Annotated in this window: 18 protein-coding genes; 3 read left to right on the top strand and 15 right to left on the bottom strand. The window is 37.7% G+C overall.

Annotated elements, in window-relative coordinates; all coding sequences use genetic code 11:
- Positions 1–29: 29 nt before the first annotated feature.
- The 7 genes from PZ892_RS07555 to PZ892_RS07525 form a co-directional block, all read right to left on the bottom strand.
- Entirely contained in the window at positions 30–746 is a 717-nt protein-coding gene (locus PZ892_RS07555; protein WP_277712643.1) for an ATP-binding protein, read from the bottom strand.
- Positions 747–833: 87 nt separating this feature from the next.
- A complete protein-coding gene (locus PZ892_RS07550) occupies positions 834–4,481 on the bottom strand; it encodes a M1 family aminopeptidase (RefSeq protein WP_277712642.1) in 3,648 nt (1,215 codons plus the stop codon).
- On the bottom strand, positions 4,474–5,358 hold the full coding sequence (locus PZ892_RS07545; RefSeq protein ID WP_277712641.1) for an ABC transporter ATP-binding protein: 885 nt from the start codon (positions 5,356–5,358) through the stop codon (positions 4,474–4,476). The genes PZ892_RS07550 and PZ892_RS07545 overlap by 8 nt, the downstream gene beginning before the upstream one ends.
- A gap of 235 nt (positions 5,359–5,593) precedes the next feature.
- Entirely contained in the window at positions 5,594–6,397 is an 804-nt protein-coding gene (locus PZ892_RS07540) for a M48 family metallopeptidase (RefSeq protein ID WP_094257167.1), read from the bottom strand.
- Between the two features lie 74 nt (positions 6,398–6,471).
- The gene (gene plsY, locus PZ892_RS07535) at positions 6,472–7,122 is read right to left on the bottom strand and encodes a glycerol-3-phosphate 1-O-acyltransferase PlsY (RefSeq protein WP_094257166.1); all 651 of its coding nucleotides are present in this window, start codon (positions 7,120–7,122) and stop codon (positions 6,472–6,474) included.
- A gap of 13 nt (positions 7,123–7,135) precedes the next feature.
- Positions 7,136–7,993, bottom strand: a complete 858-nt coding sequence (nadC, locus tag PZ892_RS07530) for a carboxylating nicotinate-nucleotide diphosphorylase (protein WP_277712640.1) — start codon at positions 7,991–7,993, stop codon at positions 7,136–7,138.
- 72 nt (positions 7,994–8,065) lie between these two features.
- Positions 8,066–8,479, bottom strand: a complete 414-nt coding sequence (locus PZ892_RS07525; protein ID WP_277712639.1) for a DUF4783 domain-containing protein — start codon at positions 8,477–8,479, stop codon at positions 8,066–8,068.
- Positions 8,480–8,644: 165 nt separating this feature from the next.
- Between PZ892_RS07525 and gpmI the strand changes: the two genes are divergently transcribed.
- On the top strand, positions 8,645–10,204 hold the full coding sequence (gene gpmI, locus PZ892_RS07520) for a 2,3-bisphosphoglycerate-independent phosphoglycerate mutase (protein ID WP_229678270.1): 1,560 nt from the start codon (positions 8,645–8,647) through the stop codon (positions 10,202–10,204).
- Entirely contained in the window at positions 10,188–10,748 is a 561-nt protein-coding gene (locus tag PZ892_RS07515) for a hypothetical protein (RefSeq protein WP_277712638.1), read from the top strand. Before gpmI ends, PZ892_RS07515 begins: the two co-directional genes overlap by 17 nt.
- Before the next feature lie 36 nt (positions 10,749–10,784).
- Here the strand turns inward: PZ892_RS07515 and PZ892_RS07510 are convergent, their stop codons facing one another.
- Both PZ892_RS07510 and PZ892_RS07505 read right to left on the bottom strand, forming a co-directional pair.
- Entirely contained in the window at positions 10,785–11,315 is a 531-nt protein-coding gene (locus tag PZ892_RS07510) for an adenine phosphoribosyltransferase (RefSeq protein WP_277712637.1), read from the bottom strand.
- Positions 11,316–11,320: 5 nt separating this feature from the next.
- Positions 11,321–12,217: a helix-hairpin-helix domain-containing protein gene (locus tag PZ892_RS07505; RefSeq protein WP_277712636.1), complete on the bottom strand. Its 897-nt coding sequence runs from the start codon at positions 12,215–12,217 to the stop codon at positions 11,321–11,323.
- Positions 12,218–12,288: 71 nt separating this feature from the next.
- On the opposite strand from PZ892_RS07505, the gene PZ892_RS07500 reads away from it, so the two are divergent.
- Positions 12,289–12,903, top strand: coding sequence for a polysaccharide deacetylase family protein (locus PZ892_RS07500; protein WP_277712635.1), 615 nt, complete (start codon positions 12,289–12,291; stop codon positions 12,901–12,903).
- Here the strand turns inward: PZ892_RS07500 and PZ892_RS07495 are convergent.
- The 6 genes from PZ892_RS07495 to PZ892_RS07470 form a co-directional block, all read right to left on the bottom strand.
- Positions 12,892–13,695, bottom strand: a complete 804-nt coding sequence (locus PZ892_RS07495; protein WP_277712634.1) for a DUF4249 domain-containing protein — start codon at positions 13,693–13,695, stop codon at positions 12,892–12,894. The genes PZ892_RS07500 and PZ892_RS07495 overlap by 12 nt on opposite strands.
- Positions 13,696–13,699: 4 nt before the next feature.
- A complete protein-coding gene (locus PZ892_RS07490) occupies positions 13,700–16,126 on the bottom strand; it encodes a TonB-dependent receptor (protein WP_347176398.1) in 2,427 nt (808 codons plus the stop codon).
- 53 nt (positions 16,127–16,179) lie between these two features.
- Positions 16,180–16,986, bottom strand: coding sequence for an alpha/beta hydrolase family protein (locus PZ892_RS07485; RefSeq protein WP_277712633.1), 807 nt, complete (start codon positions 16,984–16,986; stop codon positions 16,180–16,182).
- A 5-nt stretch (positions 16,987–16,991) separates the two neighbouring features.
- Positions 16,992–17,867 (bottom strand): hypothetical protein, encoded by an 876-nt coding sequence (locus tag PZ892_RS07480; RefSeq protein WP_277712632.1) that lies wholly within the window; start codon positions 17,865–17,867, stop codon positions 16,992–16,994.
- A 111-nt stretch (positions 17,868–17,978) separates the two neighbouring features.
- Complete coding sequence (locus PZ892_RS07475) at positions 17,979–18,623, bottom strand: hypothetical protein (protein ID WP_094257156.1); 645 nt, start codon at positions 18,621–18,623, stop codon at positions 17,979–17,981.
- A 46-nt stretch (positions 18,624–18,669) separates the two neighbouring features.
- The gene (locus tag PZ892_RS07470; RefSeq protein ID WP_277712631.1) at positions 18,670–21,594 is read right to left on the bottom strand and encodes an FAD-binding and (Fe-S)-binding domain-containing protein; all 2,925 of its coding nucleotides are present in this window, start codon (positions 21,592–21,594) and stop codon (positions 18,670–18,672) included.
- Positions 21,595–21,697: the final 103 nt, after the last annotated feature.

Genomic DNA, 21,697 nt, shown 5'->3' with positions numbered 1-21,697 from the left:
AAATTATAGTTTTTATAAGGCAGGAAGCTCTATAGCATCCTGCCTTTCATATCTAATTTCTTAATCAGATTAGATTTCACAATAGAAAATAAACTATCCTTCGCTTCCGCAAATGAAAGCCCATACCTCCGGCTTTTAGGATGCAACTCCTCCGGAAAACGTGCTAACAAGGAATCATAATACGAATCCAAGGCAACTTGGTCCGGCATTTCATAATGTATCCGGATTTGAAATCTCCTGATTAATGCTGAATCAATAATATCAACATGATTCGTCGCACAAATTAATAGGACATCATTCGGTAAATAATCTATCTGCTGGATAATAGAATTAACCAACCTCCGCATCTCTCCAACATCATTATCATCATCTCCCCTGGCTTTACCTAATTGATCAAACTCATCCAAAAACAAAACCGCCTTATCTCGAGCAGCTCGATCAAAAACCTGCTTCACATTCTGGGAAGTCTCGCCTATTCTCGAATTAATAACATTACTCAGATTTAAAATGATCAGTGGCTTATGTAGGCTATTTGCTATGGCCTTTGCCGTTGTGGTTTTCCCACAGCCTGAATGACCAAATAACAACACTTTATTGCTAACAGGCAGACCGTACTCACTCAACTCCTCAAAATATCGATGCTCCTTAATCAATTGGTCAATCTTAACCCTATTTTCTTCACTCAAAAATACATCCTCTAATAAAACAAGGTCTTTGTCCTTAATTATAAGGTCTTGAATATTCATAATTTTCAATTAGCATTAAAACCCAAAGATAAGCCTATTCGCCCATAAAGAAGAAAGCCGTTTAATACAATTAAACGGCTTCCTCTGTTATATTTTCTTTCGGTTATCCTCCGAATCTGTATCCAATAACTTATAATTTGGATCAACCCCCACCTGCACAGGCTTCTTGTCAACCACAAACTTCAACTTATTGTTGATCTCTGAAAGCTTAACCTTCTTCAATAAAATAGGATTATCAAATTTAAACCCATTTTTCTCGGTCTCCTCCGCAAAAATCCCTATTTCAACATAATCCTCCAATGGCAAGGATTGAATGCTTTTCTTGCCTTCTTTATGGGTTAAGGCTGTCCCTTTTATATCCTCATAACTTTTCTTGCCTAAAGGATCTGTACGATATTTGGAAACTTGAAAGCTAATCTCCACCTCATATTTGTTATTACCCAAATCCTTCACCTTAGCATCCGTAACCTTATTGTCGTAAATCGTCACAGTCTCGAAAAGATCTTTAACCAAATATTGTAATGAATCCGGAACTACTGGTTTCAACATATTTACAAATTCAATCGAAGTAGTGTAAGGCGGATTTTGAAACTTATATTGACTCGTGTAGTTTTTCAAGAAATCATTAAACTTTTGCTCTCCTAAATAATCACTCATGGCATACATAACCATAGAACCCTTATTATAGTGAATATAGGGTTGATTTTCATTGAACATCAATGGGTTTTCCCGAATTTTCTCATTGGAACGCCCAAGAAGATATTTATCAAGTGCATCTTTCAAGAAACGGAACATTTGTTCCTTTCCATAAGTATGCTCCAAGACCTTTAATGAACTATATTCTGCTAGCGATTCTGACATCATTGTTGAACCTTGAACATAGGCACCAATCACCTGATGTGCCCACCATTGATGTGCAAACTCATGTGCAACCACGGAATATGCATAATCCACTGCATTTGGATCTTTTTCATCAACCTTGGCAATAAATCCTATCCCTTCCGAGAATGGAACCGTATTGGCAAATGCTTGGGCAAAAGTTCCCATACTAGATGGAAATTCAATGATCCGCATCTGTTGGAATTGGTATGGACCAAAGTTGTGTTCATAATAATCCAAGGACTTCTTCATCGATGCCATCATCCGGTCTAGATTAAACTCATGGCCTTTATGATAATAGATCTCTAAATTCTTGCCTTTATACTTTTCTTTTTTCGTCTCATATTTTGCAGACATAAAAGAATAGAAATTTAAGATTGGAGCATCCATTTTATAATGGAAATAACGCTTGCCATCCTTCTCCCACTCCTTCTGAAGATAACCCGGCGCAATCGCAATCTGATCCTTATCAGTGCTCAAAGTCGCCTCAAAAGTAATCCAATCAGCATCCTGAGAAATATAATTATTCCCTAATTTACTCGAGTCCCTTGGGTCAGGCATTCGCATTTTATCTGGCAAACCATATTTCTTGCGAACATTATTATCTACAAGCTCACCTGATTCTGAATAACTTAAAACCGGAAAAATAAGGTTGTTTAAGAAAGTTCCATTCTCCAAAACAGAGGACCTATCAAATAAGAAACCATTTGCCTTATTCCGAATAGTATAATCAATCTTTAAGGTATCTCCTGGATTTAATGCTTTGGACAGAAAATATATATCCACTGCCAAGACACTATCTTGAACAATTCGCTTAGCATCTCGATCAAATTTTGCAGAAATAATATTGTCAGGACTTTTGTTCATGAAAATGGTATCAATAGGCTCTGATGTTTTATTGACATATACAAATTTGCCCAAAGTGTTAAAGTTCCTGTTCTTAGGATCAATATCCATATCGACCTTCACATCCACTAATCGTGGAATCGAACGTCCCTCATAACGCTTGTATTGCTTTTCATAATCAACTTGCTGCAACTCACGTTCTAATGCTGAATAATGGGGTTGTTTGACATTATTCTCACTATAAATACCATATCCCAAACCAATAAATCCAGCAATTGCCAAGACCATTGGCACTATCAGCTGTGGTTTCGCGCGTTGAGCAACTAAATTGAACTTCTCCTTGATATTACTGATGATTCCACGTCTCCAGAATAACAAAGTCAAGCCAAACATGACAATGCCCAATAAGATCCAATAAATTCGGTAATAAATAAAATGGCGAATTTCCCCATAACCATTCATATCCGAATAATTGTAGGATGGATCTGCATGCGGACGGAAAATCATTTGTTCAATGCCAATTTTGGATAAAAATGGAAGACTGAAAAATAATACCAAACAAATGATAAAGCCTATAAAATAGTTCTTAAAGAAATTGTGAATGAAAAAGGCAAATAAGATCAAATACAGAACTTTAATAGGAATCAACACAAAAAGCTCATACATATAATGGCCAATTTCAAATTGGTAATATCCCTCATAGATTTGATAAACAATACCATTGATCAGACAAACCAACATGACCAGGTAAACCATCTTAATCATGGCAATTACTTTTGAAAATAAAAGAACCCAGTTTGGAACTGACGTCGCCTCAATTAACAAAAACATATTCGTCTGCCTTGACCTCTGAATCAGCATTCCTGAAAACAAGAAAATCATAATATTCAAAAAGAAGCTATAAATACTTCCCATGGAAATCAATACCTGCCAGGTCACAGGATAGGTAGAGGTCCCAAAGATCTCCCCAGAAACTGAAATTACCACCAAAACAAATAGAAAGGCAATAATCAACAGAATAATGAATGTCCAGTTTTTAACCAGGAACTTAAAATCATTATTAGATAATCGCCAGCTTAATTTCAAATTGCTCCAGAAACTGTAATCCTTCTTTACTTGAGGTAAGGCAATCTTAAGTATACTTCCGAAATTATCTTTGACCATCCGATCGCTGGACTTGGCCTTCTTGAAGGAAATACCCAACTGCGAAAAGCTAAATTTATAATAAACAAAACCAAACAGCAATGCTGCAAAACCTAACCAAATCAGCCTATTATAAATCAATACCCCACGTATGGGTAGTAAATTGGTATTCTGCTCATCCACACTCCAATATCGACTATAATACTGAATAGGTTCAAAACCAAATGGATCCAGGATTGCAGCCAAATAACGATTATCCATATTTTGCATCGCAGCATCCAACAAGGATTGAAGCAGGAATAAAATCAGGACAAAGACAAAGCCTACATAGATATTCCGACTAAAGGTTACTAAGGCAAATATGATAATCCCAAATAATATAAAGTTTGGAATAACCGTAACCAAGAATCCCTCAACATAGGCTCTAAAGTTATTCGGGCCTAAAAGATCTTTATTGATATTTGGCTGAAACTGTCCCAAATAGAAGGCTAGCACACATAACAATGCAATAATCGTCACAATAACCAATGAACTCAGGAATTTTGCCGATAAATAATTCAGCTTATTCAAAGGGTATGAGAACAATAAGGTATGCATATTATACAGGTAGTCTCTGTAAACAGAAGCTCCAATTATTGTGGGTAATAGAAAATAAATAAGTGTTGAAAAACTATTGAGAAACCCGGCAATATGCAATGGCGAATTAATATTTACAGGAGTAGAGGTTGTACTGCTTATTGCATCAAAAGCTCCTAAACTTGATATCGTCGTAAAATAGGCCAATCCAAAATAAATAGCACAATAAACATAAAAAACAGGTTGCTTCAACCAGCGTTTTATCTCGAACAAGAAAATAGTCTTAAACATTTACCTGATCACTTTTTAAAGTCACAAAATAAACGTCCTCCAAAATTGGCGTCGCCAAGCTAAAGGATTCATCCGGTTGAACATCCGCAAACACCCTAATATTTAAACTATTATCTTGATTATAGTTGGATGAAATAATATTATAAATCGCATTTTCCTTATCAAATTCGGAACGGTCAATTTTCTTCTTCCATATTTTTCCTACCAATGAATCCGTTCCCTCTTGAGTCGTACCTCTGAACAATACTTTACCCCCATTCATGATTGCTAACTCATGACATAACTCTCGCACATCATCCACAATATGAGTAGAAAAAATTACCGTATGCTCAGCACCAATTTCCCGTAGCACATTCAAAAAACGATGTCGCTCCGCAGGGTCTAAACCTGCCGTCGGTTCATCCACGATGATGAGTTTCGGATCATTCAACAACATCTGAGCAATCCCAAACCTTTGTTTCATACCCCCTGAATATCCACTTACATTTTTATTCTTAAAATCGTATAGATTGGTTATTTCCAAAGCATTATTGACAATCTTCTTGCGGTCTTCTTTATTGACGATGCCCTTTAACTCTGCAAAATAATTCAACAAATCCTCAGCAGATAAATTGGGATAGACACCAAACTCCTGCGGTAAATACCCTAAAACCCTTCTCAATGCATTATTATCCTGGAGCACATCAATATCTCCAAATTGAATACTTCCTTTATCAGGACTTTGTAAGGTCGCAATCGTACGCATCAAGGATGATTTCCCAGCTCCATTGGGCCCTAATAACCCAAACATTCCCGTCCCAATCTCTAAATTCACATCATCCAAAGCCTTCACCCCATTATTATAGGTCTTTGTTAAATTACTAATCTTAAGTTCCATTTATAATTCGTTTTTGTTAGTTAATCAATTAGTATGTTCTTGTTAAAAAAAGTTACAAAAAAATTAAATAATTATTGTATTTATTTGAAATTAGAACTCTAAAACTCTGAAATCATCGATTATTAAATGCTGTGTAAATTCTTGTGAAGCAAATAAAACGGTTATTTTTACTCGGTATCAGAACAAAAGAAAAGGCCGATAATTTCTTATCGGCCTTTTCCTGTATATTTTTAACTTATTGTTTTTTATAATACTTCATCGCTTCTGGAACCATGGCTTGCAATTGACTGATACGTCTTGCATCACTAGGGTGAGTACTTAACCATTCTGGAGGGCTTCCCTTTTTACCTTGCGCCATTCTTTCCCAGAATGAAACCGCTTCTTCCGGATTATATCCTGCCATCGCCATTAGAATTAAGCCTGCTTTATCTGCTGCTAACTCATCATTTCTAGAGAATTTCAATGATCCTACTTGGTATCCAATACCATAGATCTGATTGAATAATCCTGTATATCTACTATTGCTGATTGTTCCTGCTGCGTTTAATAACTGTGCACCAAATTGTGCTGCCATCGCATTGGAAACTTGCGATACGGAATGCTCTTCAATCGCATGGGCAATCTCATGCCCCATCACTGTAGCTAATCCGGCATCATTCTTTGCTATCGGTAAAATACCTGTATAGACAGCTACCTTACCTCCTGGCATACACCATGCATTTACTTGGTCACTCTCAATTAAGTTAAACTCCCAATTGAAAGAAAACTTATCTGCAGCCCCAATCTGCCTTAAATATTCATTCGTTGCTGCTGCAATCCTATTTCCTACTCGTTTAACTTGTGTTGCTGCCGCAGTACCAGTTTCTACTTTCGAACTGTTCTTACTCAAAAAATCTTTATAGGCTAAAGCCGCTTGATTATTGATGGTCTGGGAGTCAACCAGTTTTAGGTATTTACGTCCGGTAATTGCGGATGTAGCACAACCTACCAGAGTGGCTCCTAAAAGTACCATGGAGGCGTATTTTGTGAATCGTTTCATAAGTGTTCTTGATTTAGTTTATCTAATACAATACTATTATCTAGAAGTATTAAACAAAACTTGTACCCAAAAGTTTAATCTTGATTTTTTTTCTTGAATAAATATATCTTAGATTCCTTTCCCTTCAGTAAACGCTCAATATTTTTTTGATGGGTAACCAGGATTAAGGCACAAATTGCAATTCCATATAAGAGAATAGAAGGAACTGTGGTCTTAAATATAAAAGCTACACTAAATGGAAAGGCAAAACCTGCCATAATGGAGCTTAAAGAAACATAATGCGTAATTAATAATACCAACAGGAATACCGACACACACACTAGGGCTGCCGGCCAATGAATGGCAAGTACCATTCCAAATAAGGTTGCAACACCCTTACCACCTCTAAAGCCTGCAAAAATCGGAAACAAATGACCTAATACCGCAATCACGCCTAAAGCCAATTGCACATTTACAAATTGTGGCGCATCATGATTTCCAACGATACTACTATCTAGAAGATAAGGCAAATTGGTCGCTGTCCATCCCTTTAAGATATCGACAAACATCACCACAGAGCCCGCCTTCTTTCCTAATACACGAAAGGTATTTGTGGCACCAGCATTTCCACTCCCATACTCACGAACATCAACTCCATAAAATGCCTGTCCAAACCATACTGCTGTAGGGATTGAACCGAAAAGATATGCTAATATGACAATTCCAACAAGGTATATTGATATCATTTACAGCAATTTACTAAATAAGTTTTGCTTTTAAGCTTAAATCCAGGCTTTTAACCGAGTGGGTCAATGCACCTACAGAAATATAATCTACCCCTGCCTGTGCATAAGCTGCTATGCTGTCTAAAGTAATTCCGCCCGAAGCTTCCGTCACTAACCGATCCCCAACTAATTCTACCGCTTCTTTCACTTCAGCAGGACTAAAATTATCAAACATCACACGATCAACCGCCTCTAAACTTAAAACTTCGTTTAACTCTTTAAAATTTCTAACCTCAACCTCAATCGCAATATCTAATTGGTTTTGTTTCTTATAATCAAAAGCAGCATTCACCGCTGCAGAGATCCCTCCAGCATAATCAACATGATTATCCTTGATCAAAATCATATCATAAAGCCCAAATCGATGATTTGAACCACCACCAATCTCTACTGCTTTCTTCTCCAAAAATCTTAACAAAGGCGTGGTCTTACGCGTATCTAAAACCTTCGCTCCGGTTCCAGAAATCGCCTGAACATACTTTGAAGTTTGCGTAGCAATACCAGACATCCGCTGCATGATATTTAATACCAAACGCTCTCCTTTAAGGATTGTATGGATACTTCCTTTTATCTTGAAAGCAATGTCTCCATAGTGGACATGGCTCCCATCAGAAATAAGTGGGTTAAATTCTAATTCAGGATCTATTTGGGAAAATATTTCTTTGGCAACTTCTACTCCAGCAAGAACCCCATCCTCCTTGACCAATAATTGAGCCTCACCTAATTGATCTTCTTTTATCGTAGATAATGAGGTGTAATCGCCTGAACCTACATCTTCTAAAAGGGCCTCTTGAACAAAATGTACTAGTTTATCTTTGAATTCTCTCTCCATTTACCATTTAAAATTAAGCGAAGATGAATAAAAATATATTTATTTGGAAACTTAAATTCGAAAAACTGTAGTTTATTCTATTCTTAGCTCGTTGATTTGCGCATCGGATCCCGATTGCACAAACTTCACAAAAACACGATAAGAACCTTGATTGGTCTTGATTTGATAAACTATATAAAAACTATTGTTGTTACGATTGGTCCGTTGAACTTGCTTGGCCTCGCTTGTCTTTGTAAGCCTGAAAAAATCACTCAATATAACTTCGGCTTGAAACTTAGAATAATATCCCGAATCGTTTTTTATCGATAAGGATACATTCTGTCCAAAAAAGTTAGCAATGTTCTTCGCGTTATTCGCCTTTAATGCACCTAATAATTCAAGGGAAACATCCGACTGGAAACTAGAGAATATTAGCAATGGCAAAAGCATCATTGCTACCGCAATAAGCCTCATCCTTATACCTATACCTTTAATTGTCGCAATCATAATTGACTTGGGGTCATCAGCGCAGTACACAAAATTTACTGCCACTTAACATTAAATTCATTTTTCAATAATGTTTTAGCGAAAATTATGCCAATCCCTGTTGCATTCAGCAAAACCAATACAAATATTATATCGCCCTTACAGGTTCCTCCTTTTAGCATTTTTATGAATAATAAGTATATTTGTGTAATGAGTTCTGAAAATAAAAAAGTAGCACTACTAATTCTGGATGGATTAGGCTACGGAAAAAATGATAATTCAAACGCTGTAATAGCCGCTAACACTCCTTTTTTAGACTACTTGCTTGCAACCTACCCTAACTCCAAACTTGAAGCATCTGGCGAAGCCGTAGGTCTACCTGCTGGCCAAATGGGAAATTCTGAAGTTGGCCACATGAACCTTGGGGCCGGAAGAATCGTATACCAGGAATTAGGCCGTATCAATAAGGCTGCTCAAGAAGGTGTATTTAAAGTTGACCCTACTATTCAGGCTGCATTTGAATATGCAAAATCTAATCATAAAAAGGTACATTTTATTGGTTTGCTATCCGATGGTGGTGTGCATGCCCATATCGAACATCTAAAGGCTTTAACCGATGCCGCTAAAGATGCAAACCTTACAAATGAACAAGTATTTATCCATGCTTTCTTGGATGGCCGTGATACCGACCCTAACGGCGGTGTTGGTTATGTGAAAGATCTCGATAATCACTTGAAAAATTCTGTCGGCACCATCGCATCTGCTATCGGTAGATATTATGCCATGGACCGTGATAACCGTTGGGAACGTGTAAAACAGGCTTATGACCTTTTAATCAAAGGCCTAGGAACACCTTCAACTGACCTTGTAAATTCTATTGAAACTTCTTATAAAGAAGGGATTACAGATGAATTCTTGAAACCAATCGTGATGGTAGATGCCCAAGGTTCGCCTAAAGCAACTATCCACGAAGGTGATGTAGTAATCTGTTATAACTTCCGTACAGACCGTGGTCGTGAAATTACAGTAGCTTTAACTCAACAAGCATTTCCAGAATATGATATGCATCCGTTAAATCTTTACTATGTGACCATGACCTCTTACGATGATACTTTCAAAGATGTAAAGGTCATCTTCCAAAAAGATAATTTAACTCAAACCCTGGGTGAAACCCTTGCATTACAACATAAAACTCAAGTCAGAATCGCTGAAACTGAGAAATATCCACACGTTACGTTCTTCTTTTCAGGTGGTCGCGAGGAACAATTTGAAGGTGAAAGAAGGTTATTGATCCCTTCTCCGAAAGTTGCGACCTATGACTTGCAACCTGAAATGAGTGCTAATACCATTGCAGATTCTATTTGTAAGGATATGGTTGAAAACGGACCTGACTTTATCTGTTTGAATTTTGCAAACCCGGATATGGTCGGTCACACAGGCGTATTTGAGGCAGTAGTTAAAGCTGTTGAAACCGTAGATAACTGCACCAAGCGTGTTGTTGAAACGGGAATCAATGCAGGTTACTCCTTTATTATCCTGGCTGACCATGGTAATTCTGAGTTCATGATCAATGAGGATGGTTCAGTGAATACAGCACATACAACCAATTTGGTTCCGTGCATATTGATTGATAACCAATATAAAAATATCAAAGATGGTAAATTAGGCGATGTAGCACCAACAGTTCTGCAACTACTTAATCTTCCTATCCCAACTGAAATGACTGGTAATGTCCTTGCATATTAATCATAAGTTATTCAAAATATTAGCAGCAGTAATCATTACTGCTGCTTTTTATGCTTGTAACCCTTCCAAGAAATCGGAACAAGCAGCTATTAATCAGGAGAAATTCTTCGACATCCCGACTTTTTTCCAAAGGGAAATTGATTCCTTGGCATCTGTAAATCCCGAAATCAATAAAACGGTAAAAAAAGATGATCAGGAAGAAACGAAGAAGCTTAAAATTAAAGATTGGGCAGTTGAACTATCCAGTTTTCAGGCTATAGACTTAAACAAACCAGCTTATGCAGGTTTTGTGAAAGTTGACCGTACGGACAGCTTGATTCAATATAGTTTTACCAATCCGGAATTAGATTTGTCTTGCGTCCGCATCAAATTGGATGCCCAAGGAAATCCACACATGATCTCAGTTGAAAAACAGGTTAAAAACACCTTATATAAAACCTCTGAATTCTTGGCTTATGAAAAAAATGGATTCTATTTAGTAGAAAAGAATCAGCAAGTCAAGGTTATGGGGGATAATTATTATAAAGTCCAAGGTGAATTCTAAAAATAATAATTGAGGGCATAACCCTCAATTTATTTTTTAGTTATAGTGGACTAATGAAATAATACGTTCACTAAATCGGGTTAACCTTCCTGCACTTTGCAGAAAATCCAGACTAATTACAAAAGAGTAACCTGTAATTACTCCACCCAATTTTTCTACTAATTTACTGGCAGCAACAACGGTTCCGCCTGTAGCCAATAGATCATCATGCATCAATACTTTTGTTCCAGCTTGGATAGCATCTTCATGCATTTCAATGGTAGCCTGCCCGTATTCCAATTTATAGGATTCTGATATCGTATGGAAGGGTAATTTCCCCTGCTTGCGAATCGGAACAAATGGTTTATTCAACTCCTGAGCCAATAAAAAACCAAACAAAAACCCACGGCTTTCTATTCCAGCAATCACATCGATCTCTATCCCCTCTAATTTTCGAACAAATTCCTTTACCGCCAACTTCACCAAATCCGGCTGTTGAAGTAAAGGTGTAATGTCCTTAAATACAATTCCTGGTTGCGGAAAATCAGGAATATCCCGTATATATGCTTTCAGCTGCTCTTCAATCATAGATGTTATCTAAATTCCAAATAAAGTTCAATTTTACTAAAAAATTCCTCATCTAAAGAATGAATATTTCTCAGATCTGAAAGACTTTTAAACGCACCGTGTTGATCCCTATAATTGATAATTGTTCTTGCTCGCTTATATTTTATATAAGGATGTTTTCCTAAATCATTAACATTGACCGAATTGATATCTATTTTCTTGACCAGGCTCAAATCTAATTTTAAGTAAGGCAAAATGGCGACATAAGTTTCCGCAGGGATGCCATATACCTCTGAAATCTGTTCAAGCCTTACAAAACCTCCCAATGCCTCCCGAAACTTGATAATCCTTTTGGAATAAACCGGACCAATTCCATTCAAACTGATAAAACCAAGACTATCTGAACTATTCAACTCAATAATTTCGGGCGCTTTTTTAAACCTGAAATTCTTTTCCTTGGGATATTCAATATTTGCAAAAGAAGGTCTCTCTTCCATCTTGGAAATTATCACATAGGGCAACAGTTCCTGGATTTTCATACTATCCAATGAATATATTTTCCTTAAATCTTCCTTTTTATAAAACTTGCCACCCTTGTTTCTATAATTAATAATGACCTGGGCTTGCTTATCACTAAGCCCTAATTTTTCCCAACCTGCTTTATCCAAGGTATTAGGATCAAATGGAAAAAGGCTTACTGCTTTTCGGAATTTATTTTTTACAGGTTTTATGCTTTTTGGGGCTTTGCCTGTGAAAAGGATTTCTTCAGGAAAATGTTTGATAAGGATATTGATATCTTCTGGAGGATAAAAAACGGGCAAAAAAATATGACCTAATAGGAGGAGGAAAATAATCCAAATCAGAAAGAAATAGCCTCTTTGCTCCTTCCGATTTAATTGAAAGTACTGGACCAGCTTATTCATTAACAAAGATTAAATACTCTTTTCATACCTAAACTTTGATTAAATTTGTAAAAATATCTGATTGATACAATATGCATTTTGTCCGCCCTTTCTTTATCCTCAATTACGTTTATCCACAGGCGATTTGGCGAAAAGAAAAAGATATAAATAATATTTACTTAACATTTGACGATGGTCCTATCCCCGAAATAACGCCATGGATATTGGATTGTCTGAAGGAAAAAAAGGTGAAAGCGACTTTCTTCTGTGTGGGAGAAAACGTAAGCAAATATCCTGAAATTTTTCAACGGATTTTAGATGAAGGTCATGCCGTAGGAAACCATACCTACAACCATTTAAAAGGTTGGGTAACGGATGATCAAAAGTATTTTGAGAATATTGAAAAGTCCAATAAATTAATCCAATCCAATTTATTCCGCCCTCCTTACGGCCGAGCTTCCAAATCTCAAATGAAGGAGTTGGCGAAAGATTACCAAATAATCATGTGGGACGTTTTAACGGGCGATTATGACAAAAACATTAGCCCCGAACAGTGTTACAAGAATTGCATCAACTACAGCAGAAACGGAAGTATCATCGTATTCCACGACAATATTAAAGCCATTGACAATGTTCAATACGCCCTACCCCGAAGTATAGATTACCTTTTACAAAAAGGCTTTCAATTCAAGACCTTATTCGTCTGAGGGTTTAGCAATTTCTACCTTGTAATCACGTGCACTGCTAACACTAAAGTACCCCATTGCTCCATTATCGATATTTGAGGTTGGATTCCCTGGTGCTGCACTCCCCGGATTGGTGGACATATATTCAGACCAATAGTTGTAGGACTCCTTACTGATAATAAAGCGACGGATCAATAATTGATCTCCAGGTTTGATTTCATTGCCATACTCCCGACCTAATTGATGCGTTACCTCATTCCCATCATTAAATTTATCCGAGAAGACAGCATTCGACTTGAACGCTTCTCCATTTCTGGAAATGCTATATCGATAGTAATTCGCTTGCCCAGTAGGATCAAAAAATTTAAGATTGATAAAGTAATAGGTTTCATTCAGCAAAGTCTCTTGGTTGACTCCAATGGATTCAACATCTATAAATGGTAGCATCGTAGTCGTTGATTTATATTCTTCGTCATCGACCATCACCACCAAGGTATAAGTCTCTCCTGCTGCCAAGGCAATACTGCTATTACGATATTTACCCTCTCCTGCTGAATTAAAATAATAAGTTCTACCACTTTTGGATTGAATATAAACCGTCGCATTCAAGATTGGCTCGTAAGGTATAGGTTCATCAAAATCAACAGTCCTACTTACCAGAATTTCATGAATCTTCTCTTCATTATTAATGTCTGCAACAATGACAATCCTTGGATCAGTCTTATTCAGGTCGACATCAATTAAATCTTCACAACTGCTAAACAACAGTAAAAATGAAAATATTAGGATATGATATGTTAATCTCTTCTGCATCTTCTTAAAATTTAAAATTCCAGGTCACGGATGGAATTGCGCCAAATAAGGCAATTCTATAGGCCTCGGTAATATTTGGATTTTGTTCACTCTCTCTAAAGTCAATCATATAGGCATTCTTGCGGTTATAGGCATTATATACACCGATGGTCCAACTCGAATTAAACTTCTTATCCTTACGGGTTTCATAGGTTGCCGATAAATCTAAACGATGATAATCTGGCATTCGATAGCCATTCCTTTCGGAATAATAGAACATGGTCCGACCATCCACCTGATACTTTCCACTTGGAAAAGTAATGGCGTTACCAGTATAATAAACAAAGGTCGCACCAACTGTCCAGCGTTTGCTCAATTGGAAAATTCCAACTACTGAAACATCGTGGGTTCTGTCTTGTCGTGCATTAAACCAATTGCCATCATTGATTTCATCAAATTGGCGCTCACTCTTTGCCAGGGTATATCCAACCCATCCTGTCAATCGCCCTTTATTTTTACGCATAAGGAATTCCGTACCATAGGATCTGCCAATACCATACAATAAGTCGCCTTCCATGAATTTATTCGCTTGTAGATCGGCTCCATTTCTGAAATCAATCTGATTTTCCATGGTTTTATAATAAGCTTCTACCGAAAACTCATAGACATTCCCTTGGAAAGTGCGGAAATAACCTAAAGCTCCTTGATTTGCAATCTGAGGCTTTACATTTAAACTGCTGACAATATATTGGTCAGTTGGTAAACTCGCCGTAGTATTGGTCAACTGATGCAGGTTTTGAGCCATTCTATTAAAACTAGCCTTGATACTATGATTGCTGTTCAAAGCATAGGATAAGGATAAACGCGGTTCAAAATTTAAATAATGTTTCGCAATGACCTCCCCAAAATAGGATTCCGAAGTGGGCTCGCCCTCTTCATCAAATTCGTAAAATGTCCCAGGACCCATCACCATGAAATCACTTAATCGTAATCCATAAATTAAATTTAACTTCTCAAAAGGTTTCCATTCGTGCGATACGTAGGCAGAAGCCTCAATCCCTTGTCTTCTCTCAATTTCAATAGAATTAACATCTGAACCTTCTCTGGCTTCAATACTCGCCGGACGAATTTGTTGATGCAAAACATTCACTCCAAACTTCAAGGCATTATTGTCGTCCGAATAATAGGAGAAGTCCTGTTTGAAATTTAAATTCCGGATTTTAGACGCAATGGAGAACTTAGATTCATCACTGTTTACATTAACGTCATAGGAAAAGTCGCTATAAATTAATGAGGTATTACTAAATAATTGGGAATTCAGAATGGAATTCCAACGCACCGTAGCGGTAGAATTCCCCCAATCAAACCCGAATAAATCACTATATCCTAAATCATCCTTCCCAAAATAGCCCGATAAATACAAGGTATTGCGATCATTCAGCTTATAATTCATTTTTGCATTCAGATCGTAGAAATATAATTTACTGTTTTTGGTTTTATGGTCTTTGGATAATTTCAAGAATAAATCGGCATAGGTTCTTCTTGCACTCAGCATAAAGGAACTCTTATCTTTTACAATGGGGCCTTCCAACTTCAAACGGGAAGCTATCAATCCTACTCCACCTTCAGCACTGAACTTTTTACTATTTCCATCCAGCATACTGATGTCCATTACCGAAGAAATTCGACCACCATATTGCGCCGGAATCCCGCCTTTGTACAAATTGGCATCTTTTATTGCGTCTGAATTGAAAGTCGAGAAAAAGCCCATAAGATGGGAAGCATTATATACTGTAGCTTCATCCAATAGAATTAAATTCTGGTCTCCACCGCCCCCGCGAACATAAAAATTAGCACTTCCCTCACCTCCTGAGGAAACTCCCGGCAATAACTGAATGGATTTCAATAGGTCCTTCTCCCCAAATAAAACAGGTATATTCTTTAATTCTTCCATGGTGAACTTCAGATTACCCATCTGTGCAGAGGTAACATGATCCTCCTCTTTTTTGCCAGTCACCACAACTTCTTCGATCACATTGGAATTGGGAGTTAACTCAAAATTATGGCGTTTATCGGCAGAAATTTGAATGGTTTCAACCTTATTCGCATAGCCAACAAAGGACAATTCTACTTCATGGGTTCCCGCAGGAATTGAAATGGAATAGAATCCATAATTATTGGAATAAGTACTCAGGTTTAAATCTGAAACCCGAATTACCGCGGCGATTAAATTTTCCCCAGTATTAGCATCCTTCACATAGCCACTTAGCGTCAGTTTCTCTTGACCTAAAGCAAAATTGAACATAAAAATGAGCAGCATCAGCAAGCTGATACTCAGGAATTGAAATTGCGACTTTACGCGCCTTAGGTTAAAAATCATGGTCAAAATTAAAAAAGCCATTCTGAACATCAAAATGGCTTCTACAGGTTTATCCTCTCGTAGATAAATCAAATTTATCAATATTATTCAGATTCGCAAATAAATTATCCGATACCGCCAGCATTTCAGGCCTTTGAAAAAAAGTCATGAAAAAAAGTTAGCTGATACTGAATAGATTTGCTCCAATAGTCCCAATTATGCGCTCCTGGCATAGTTAAAAATTTATGCGGAATATTTAAGTAAGTTAATTTTTCGTGTAACTTATTATTAACCCCATAAAAAAAATCATCCGTGCCACAATCAATAAAAATTTCTAAAGATTTTGGTTTTATCAGGTGGGTTAGCTCCATAACAGTATGTTTATTCCATGATTCAGGATGCTGATCATAGGCTCCTATACGCTTTGCCATATCCCAATTATTAGGAAATGGGCGAATATCAACTCCTCCTGCTGTACTACCAACCGCTGCAAAAACATCTTGATGACGGATCGCTAGATACAATGCGCCATGGCCACCCATACTCAATCCCGTAATACCACGTTTACTCCGATCTTTGATTACTGGAAATTTCCCTTCCACATACTCCAGCAATTCCTTGGCCACGAAGGTCTCATATTGGAAATTAGGATCTTCCGTATCCCAATACCAACTTCCAAAGCCTCCATCCGGACAAACAATAACCATCTCATAGCGATCTGCCAATTCTTTGATGGCCGGAACCTTATTTACCCAATTACTATAACCACCTGAGTACCCATGCAGTAAATACAAAGTCGGAAATTCCTTTTTCTTCGATCCTTCAGGCTGAATAACAACCGTCTTGATCGATTTCTTCATGGCAGCACTTGGGATCGCCAAAGTATCCACTTTAGCAGCTTGGGCAAAAACAACCGTAAATAAAAGTAATAGCAGTAAAAATCTGGATTTCATCAGTTTTAAGGTTTTGAAATATAATAGTAATAAAGATAGGAGTCTAAACCAAAAGGTCGTTCACTAATCGTGTAAAATCCATCTGACAATCGATCGAATGTAATGGCTTCTCCTTGTGGCTCGGGTTCATAAGGAATAGGTAAATAAGATTTCTGTAAAGCTTTAACTATGGATTCATTAGAACCTATAGGCCAATAATATATATTGGTTAAATTCTTCATGATTATAGCATCCCTTTTCGAGGAAATATCCGCAGCGGTGATAAAAGTAAAAGGAAATCTCATTAATGGTTTCAATTGGAAATGATCAATAGCAGAACCAAAAATTGCGGCTGTATAGAGGCTGGATTGAAATTCCCGTTTTGAAATAATATAAAACTGCTTGTCCAGTGGATCCACAAATATCGCTTCAGCATCTCTGGCTTTGCCGGGATAGCTCAAAGTCTTGACCGATATGGATGTCTTAGCAATGGTATCCTGTTTATTGCCTTTCGAAAAAACTGGCTCCGGAAAGACATATAAGCTAATATTGCTACGTTGTCCTAAGTTATCCCCTACATCAGCCAATACAATATGAGACTTCCCATTGAGCTCCACCCAAGCGATATCTTCAATATCGATAGCATCAATTCCATCTAATTGATAGGTACACATCAATTGAGCTGCTGAATCAATTAAATAAACCCTCGCCTTATCACCACTATCATTATGTACCCAAAACATGCCTGGGTTATTTATTGATGAAATAATCCCGGAGATCTCGCCCAAAACAGGAGAGCTAATCTTGCCTCTAATGGATCGCTCCGAATGCTTGACTTCCTGAGAAAAGCCTAGATTCCAGCTTGTCAAGCATATCAAAAATGTAAAAAGAAAAATTTTCATCCTATTCATTCAGCCATTTCAAAATAAGTTCCAAGCTCGACCGCCGCCCGAAATCAGAAAAAAAAGGGTAACCATATTGGAAACCCTTTCTAAAATACATTAAATTATGTTTTATTTACCTTCAAAGGCTGAAATAATTGCAGCCCGGAAGGTTGAGTCTTTCTCACCCAATTCAAAAGATTGTTTATAGGTATCTATTTTACCAAACATCTCTGCCTCTTTCCCTGTTCCATTATCAAAGAAATATTTGAAACTATAGGTACCAGGATTGGATAAATCAACTTTCTTATTATTAGAAGAAAACACCAATGGATCTAAAGTATTAGTTGTCATCTTTCCATCTGTAGGAAGTTTAAATAAGGTTCCCAAAGTCTTGACGAAATTGTCAGATGGAGCACCATTGGAACTAATCCTAACCGCACCTTTTCTAAAGCCTAACTCTTCGTCCGCCTGACCTTTTTCATTAATCCCAGGCTCTATATTTTTTAATACTTCAACCTTAAACCCTACAGGTTCATTATTGAATTCAGCTTTTGCATCATAGACCATCGATGAGTCTGTAGCACTTGGATTCGTAAGATCAAAGTACAAATGAAACTGATTACTCTCCTTTTCATTGGTCAAGGGTTTTAATCCCTTTGCCACATTGCTACTTGTTGAATCGCCTGTTTTATCGCCTTTGTTATTAGCATTTCCACATGAACCCATCCAAACTGCCGTGGAAAGTAAAACTGCAAAAGTTGTTATCTTTTTCATAATTTCTCTGTTTATGTTTAATACAATAATATCCTTTTTTTGTTTATTATTTCTTAATTAAGGCATTATACATAATTTCTACCGGATGGTACGATTTTCTTTGCAAACCATCTTTGATTTGATGCCTACAACTTGTTCCAGCCGCCGCGATGATATAATCATCTGAAGTCTTCCTCAAGGTTGGGAACAATACAAGTTCGGCCACCTTTTGAGAAACTTCGAAATGCTCCTTTTCATATCCGAATGAACCCGCCATTCCACAACATCCAGATGGAATCACCTCCACTTCATAGTTGGATGGGAAGGACAATAATTCCTTCGTATAATCCACCAACTTAAATGCTTTCTGATAACAATGCCCATGTAACTTGATCTTTTGCGGTTCCGAGGTAAACTGCTCCGGATGCAATCTTCCAGCTTTTATTTCCCGAACCAGGAACTCATCGATCATCAAGGCATTCTTGGCAAGGTTATTTGCTTTTTCACGTTTCGAAGCATCCACTAAATCTGGATACTCATCCCTAAAAGTAATAATGGCAGACGGCTCTACCCCTAGCAAAGGTGATTCAGTGGTTACCTCCGCAGCTGCCAAATCAACATTCTGATTCGCCAGTTCTTTAGCCTTCTTGACAAAGCCTTTGGACAAATAAGTCCTACCACTTTCCTTTAACTTAGGAACGATAACTTCATATCCCAGAGCTGTTAATAATTTATAGGCAGCAATACCTACTTCGGTATCGTTGTAATTGGTAAACTCATCACTAAAAAGAAATACCTTCCTTTGTTGAGAGCTTGCTGGTTGTTTTGCAGCCCATTTACTGAAGGTGGTGCCATGAACTTTTGGCAATGACCTTCCCGGCGCAAAACCGACAACAGATTTTATGATACTGGAGGTAAATCCATTCGTTGCAAAGAAATTATAGATCGGAGCTACCAATGAACCTAATTTCTGAGACTCCGTAAAGTTAGCGATCAATTTCGCTCTGAAAGGACTTCCATTGGCATCATAATAGTGCTGCAGGAACTCCGCTTTCATTTTGGCAATATCCACACTCGATGGACACTCAGTTTTACAGCCCTTGCAACTCAAACAAAGATCCATCACATCTTTAATCTCTTCATGGTTAAAACGGTTGGTTTGTGTTGAGTTGGTTAGGAATTGGCGCAACATGTTTGCCCTGGCACGAGTAGTATCCTTTTCATCACGCGTAGCCATAAATGATGGACACATCGTTCCACCAGTGATTTCAGTTTTCCGACAATCCCCCGATCCGGAACATTTCTCCGCCAAGCGAAGAATGCTCTCGTTCTTTGTAAAATCAAAATAGGTCTTGATACTCTTGCCATCAGTCACCTGATCATAGCGCAAATGTGTATCCATTGGAGGTGTATTGACAATCTTTTTCGCATTAAAGACATTATGCGGGTCAAAGATGTTTTTCACCTGTAACAGAAGATCATATACCTTTTCTCCCAACACCTTTCCGATAAACTCCCCTCTCAATCGACCATCGCCGTGCTCCCCACTTAATGATCCATTGTACTTTAACACTAGATCAGTAGTTTTCTCTAAAATGCGTCGAAATTGTTTCTTTCCTTCAGCAGTTTTCAGATTAATAAAAGGTTCGATATGAAGCTCCCCTGCACCAGCATGGGCATAATAGGAAGCATGCACATTTTCAGTTTTTAGTAATTCCTGGATATCGGCAACATAATCGGGTAAATCCTCAGGAGAAACCGCACAGTCCTCGATCAGATTGACAGGCTGAGAATCTCCCGGTAGATTTCGGATCAAACCCAATCCAGCTTTCCGAACATCCCAAACTAAATTGGTTTGTTCAACCCCTGTAATCCATGGATAAGCATAACCCAGGCCTTCCGCCTTTAATTCAGCAATCAATCGTTCTGCTTTAGCAGCAATTTCAGCTTGTGAATTTCCTCGGAATTCAACGATTAATAAGGCTTCCGGATCTCCTTCAATGAAAAACCGATTATATTGATAGGTAGGATGTCCTACCGTAAAATCTAAAATATATTTGTCTACCAGTTCGGAAGCTTCAGGCTTATTGTTCAGTGCAACCACATTCCCACGCATACATTCCACCATATCCTTGAAATGCACACATAATAAACCAATTTCCTTTGCAGGTAATGGCATAAGCTTAATCTTTGCCTCTGTGATAATACCAATAGTACCTTCAGAACCTGCCAATAATCGGCATAGATTAAATGGTTCACTGGTATCACTCAACATATCCAAGGCATAGCCTGTATTTCTACGGGTAATCTCAGATTTTGGATAGCCTGCATGGATGGCATCCTGATTCTCCTTATTGGTCAACAGGTTGTTCAAGCCACGGTAAATATCACCTTCTCTATTTTGCTGGGAAAGCTTCTCAAAGTATTCCGTTTCGTTAAGGCTTTTGAATACTACCTCGGACTCATCATCCAATATCACATTCGCTTCCAACAAATTATGGCGCGTATCTCCCCAAACGATTGAATGCAATCCGGAGGAATTATTACCGATCATTCCTCCAACCATGGCCCTGCTGGCAGTAGAAGTCTCCGGACCAAACATCAATCCATAGGGTTTTAAGTAGGCATTCAGATCATCCCGAATCACGCCAGGCTGAACCCGCGCCCATTGCTCTTCCTGATTAACTTCCAGAATCTGATTGAAGAACCTGGAAATATCAATCACAATACCATTACCCACCACTTGTCCTGCCAAGGAAGTTCCGGCAGTACGAGGAATCAAGGTAACTTGGTTTTCCCGAGAAAAATGAATCAATTTCTTCAGATCCTGAATTTCCTGAGGGATACATACGGCTAATGGTAATTCCTGATAAACCGAGGCATCGGTGGAATAAGCTAAACGCATCGTTTGATGGGATGCATTTTTTTGATCATAAAATAAATCTCCCTTGAGAGATTCCGCTAAGGCTACTAATTTTAACTGTACTGACACTGTAGATAGATTGAATAACAAAACTACACATTGTTTCATAAATAATAAGTCATAAACATATATTTCCAGTTATTTATCAATTTCCGTATATTCGTGTACCTTC

This window comes from Sphingobacterium sp. WM, from assembly GCF_029542465.1.
Classification (GTDB): Bacteria; Bacteroidota; Bacteroidia; order Sphingobacteriales; family Sphingobacteriaceae; genus Sphingobacterium; species Sphingobacterium cellulitidis.
This window is presented reverse-complemented; position numbering and strand designations above follow the sequence as displayed.

Bases quoted from the DNA above. Each gene is read 5' to 3' on its own strand.
- PZ892_RS07555 (WP_277712643.1), bottom strand. From the start codon at position 746: ATGAATATTCAAGACCTTATAATTAAGGACAAAGACCTTGTTTTATTA.
- PZ892_RS07550 (WP_277712642.1), bottom strand. From the start codon at position 4,481: ATGTTTAAGACTATTTTCTTGTTCGAGATAAAACGCTGGTTGAAGCAA.
- PZ892_RS07545 (WP_277712641.1), bottom strand. From the start codon at position 5,358: ATGGAACTTAAGATTAGTAATTTAACAAAGACCTATAATAATGGGGTG.
- PZ892_RS07540 (WP_094257167.1), bottom strand. From the start codon at position 6,397: ATGAAACGATTCACAAAATACGCCTCCATGGTACTTTTAGGAGCCACT.
- plsY (WP_094257166.1), bottom strand. From the start codon at position 7,122: ATGATATCAATATACCTTGTTGGAATTGTCATATTAGCATATCTTTTC.
- nadC (WP_277712640.1), bottom strand. From the start codon at position 7,993: ATGGAGAGAGAATTCAAAGATAAACTAGTACATTTTGTTCAAGAGGCC.
- PZ892_RS07525 (WP_277712639.1), bottom strand. From the start codon at position 8,479: ATGATTGCGACAATTAAAGGTATAGGTATAAGGATGAGGCTTATTGCG.
- gpmI (WP_229678270.1), top strand. From the start codon at position 8,645: ATGAATAATAAGTATATTTGTGTAATGAGTTCTGAAAATAAAAAAGTA.
- PZ892_RS07515 (WP_277712638.1), top strand. From the start codon at position 10,188: ATGTCCTTGCATATTAATCATAAGTTATTCAAAATATTAGCAGCAGTA.
- PZ892_RS07510 (WP_277712637.1), bottom strand. From the start codon at position 11,315: ATGATTGAAGAGCAGCTGAAAGCATATATACGGGATATTCCTGATTTT.
- PZ892_RS07505 (WP_277712636.1), bottom strand. From the start codon at position 12,217: ATGAATAAGCTGGTCCAGTACTTTCAATTAAATCGGAAGGAGCAAAGA.
- PZ892_RS07500 (WP_277712635.1), top strand. From the start codon at position 12,289: ATGCATTTTGTCCGCCCTTTCTTTATCCTCAATTACGTTTATCCACAG.
- PZ892_RS07495 (WP_277712634.1), bottom strand. From the start codon at position 13,695: ATGCAGAAGAGATTAACATATCATATCCTAATATTTTCATTTTTACTG.
- PZ892_RS07485 (WP_277712633.1), bottom strand. From the start codon at position 16,986: ATGAAATCCAGATTTTTACTGCTATTACTTTTATTTACGGTTGTTTTT.
- PZ892_RS07480 (WP_277712632.1), bottom strand. From the start codon at position 17,867: ATGAAAATTTTTCTTTTTACATTTTTGATATGCTTGACAAGCTGGAAT.
- PZ892_RS07475 (WP_094257156.1), bottom strand. From the start codon at position 18,623: ATGAAAAAGATAACAACTTTTGCAGTTTTACTTTCCACGGCAGTTTGG.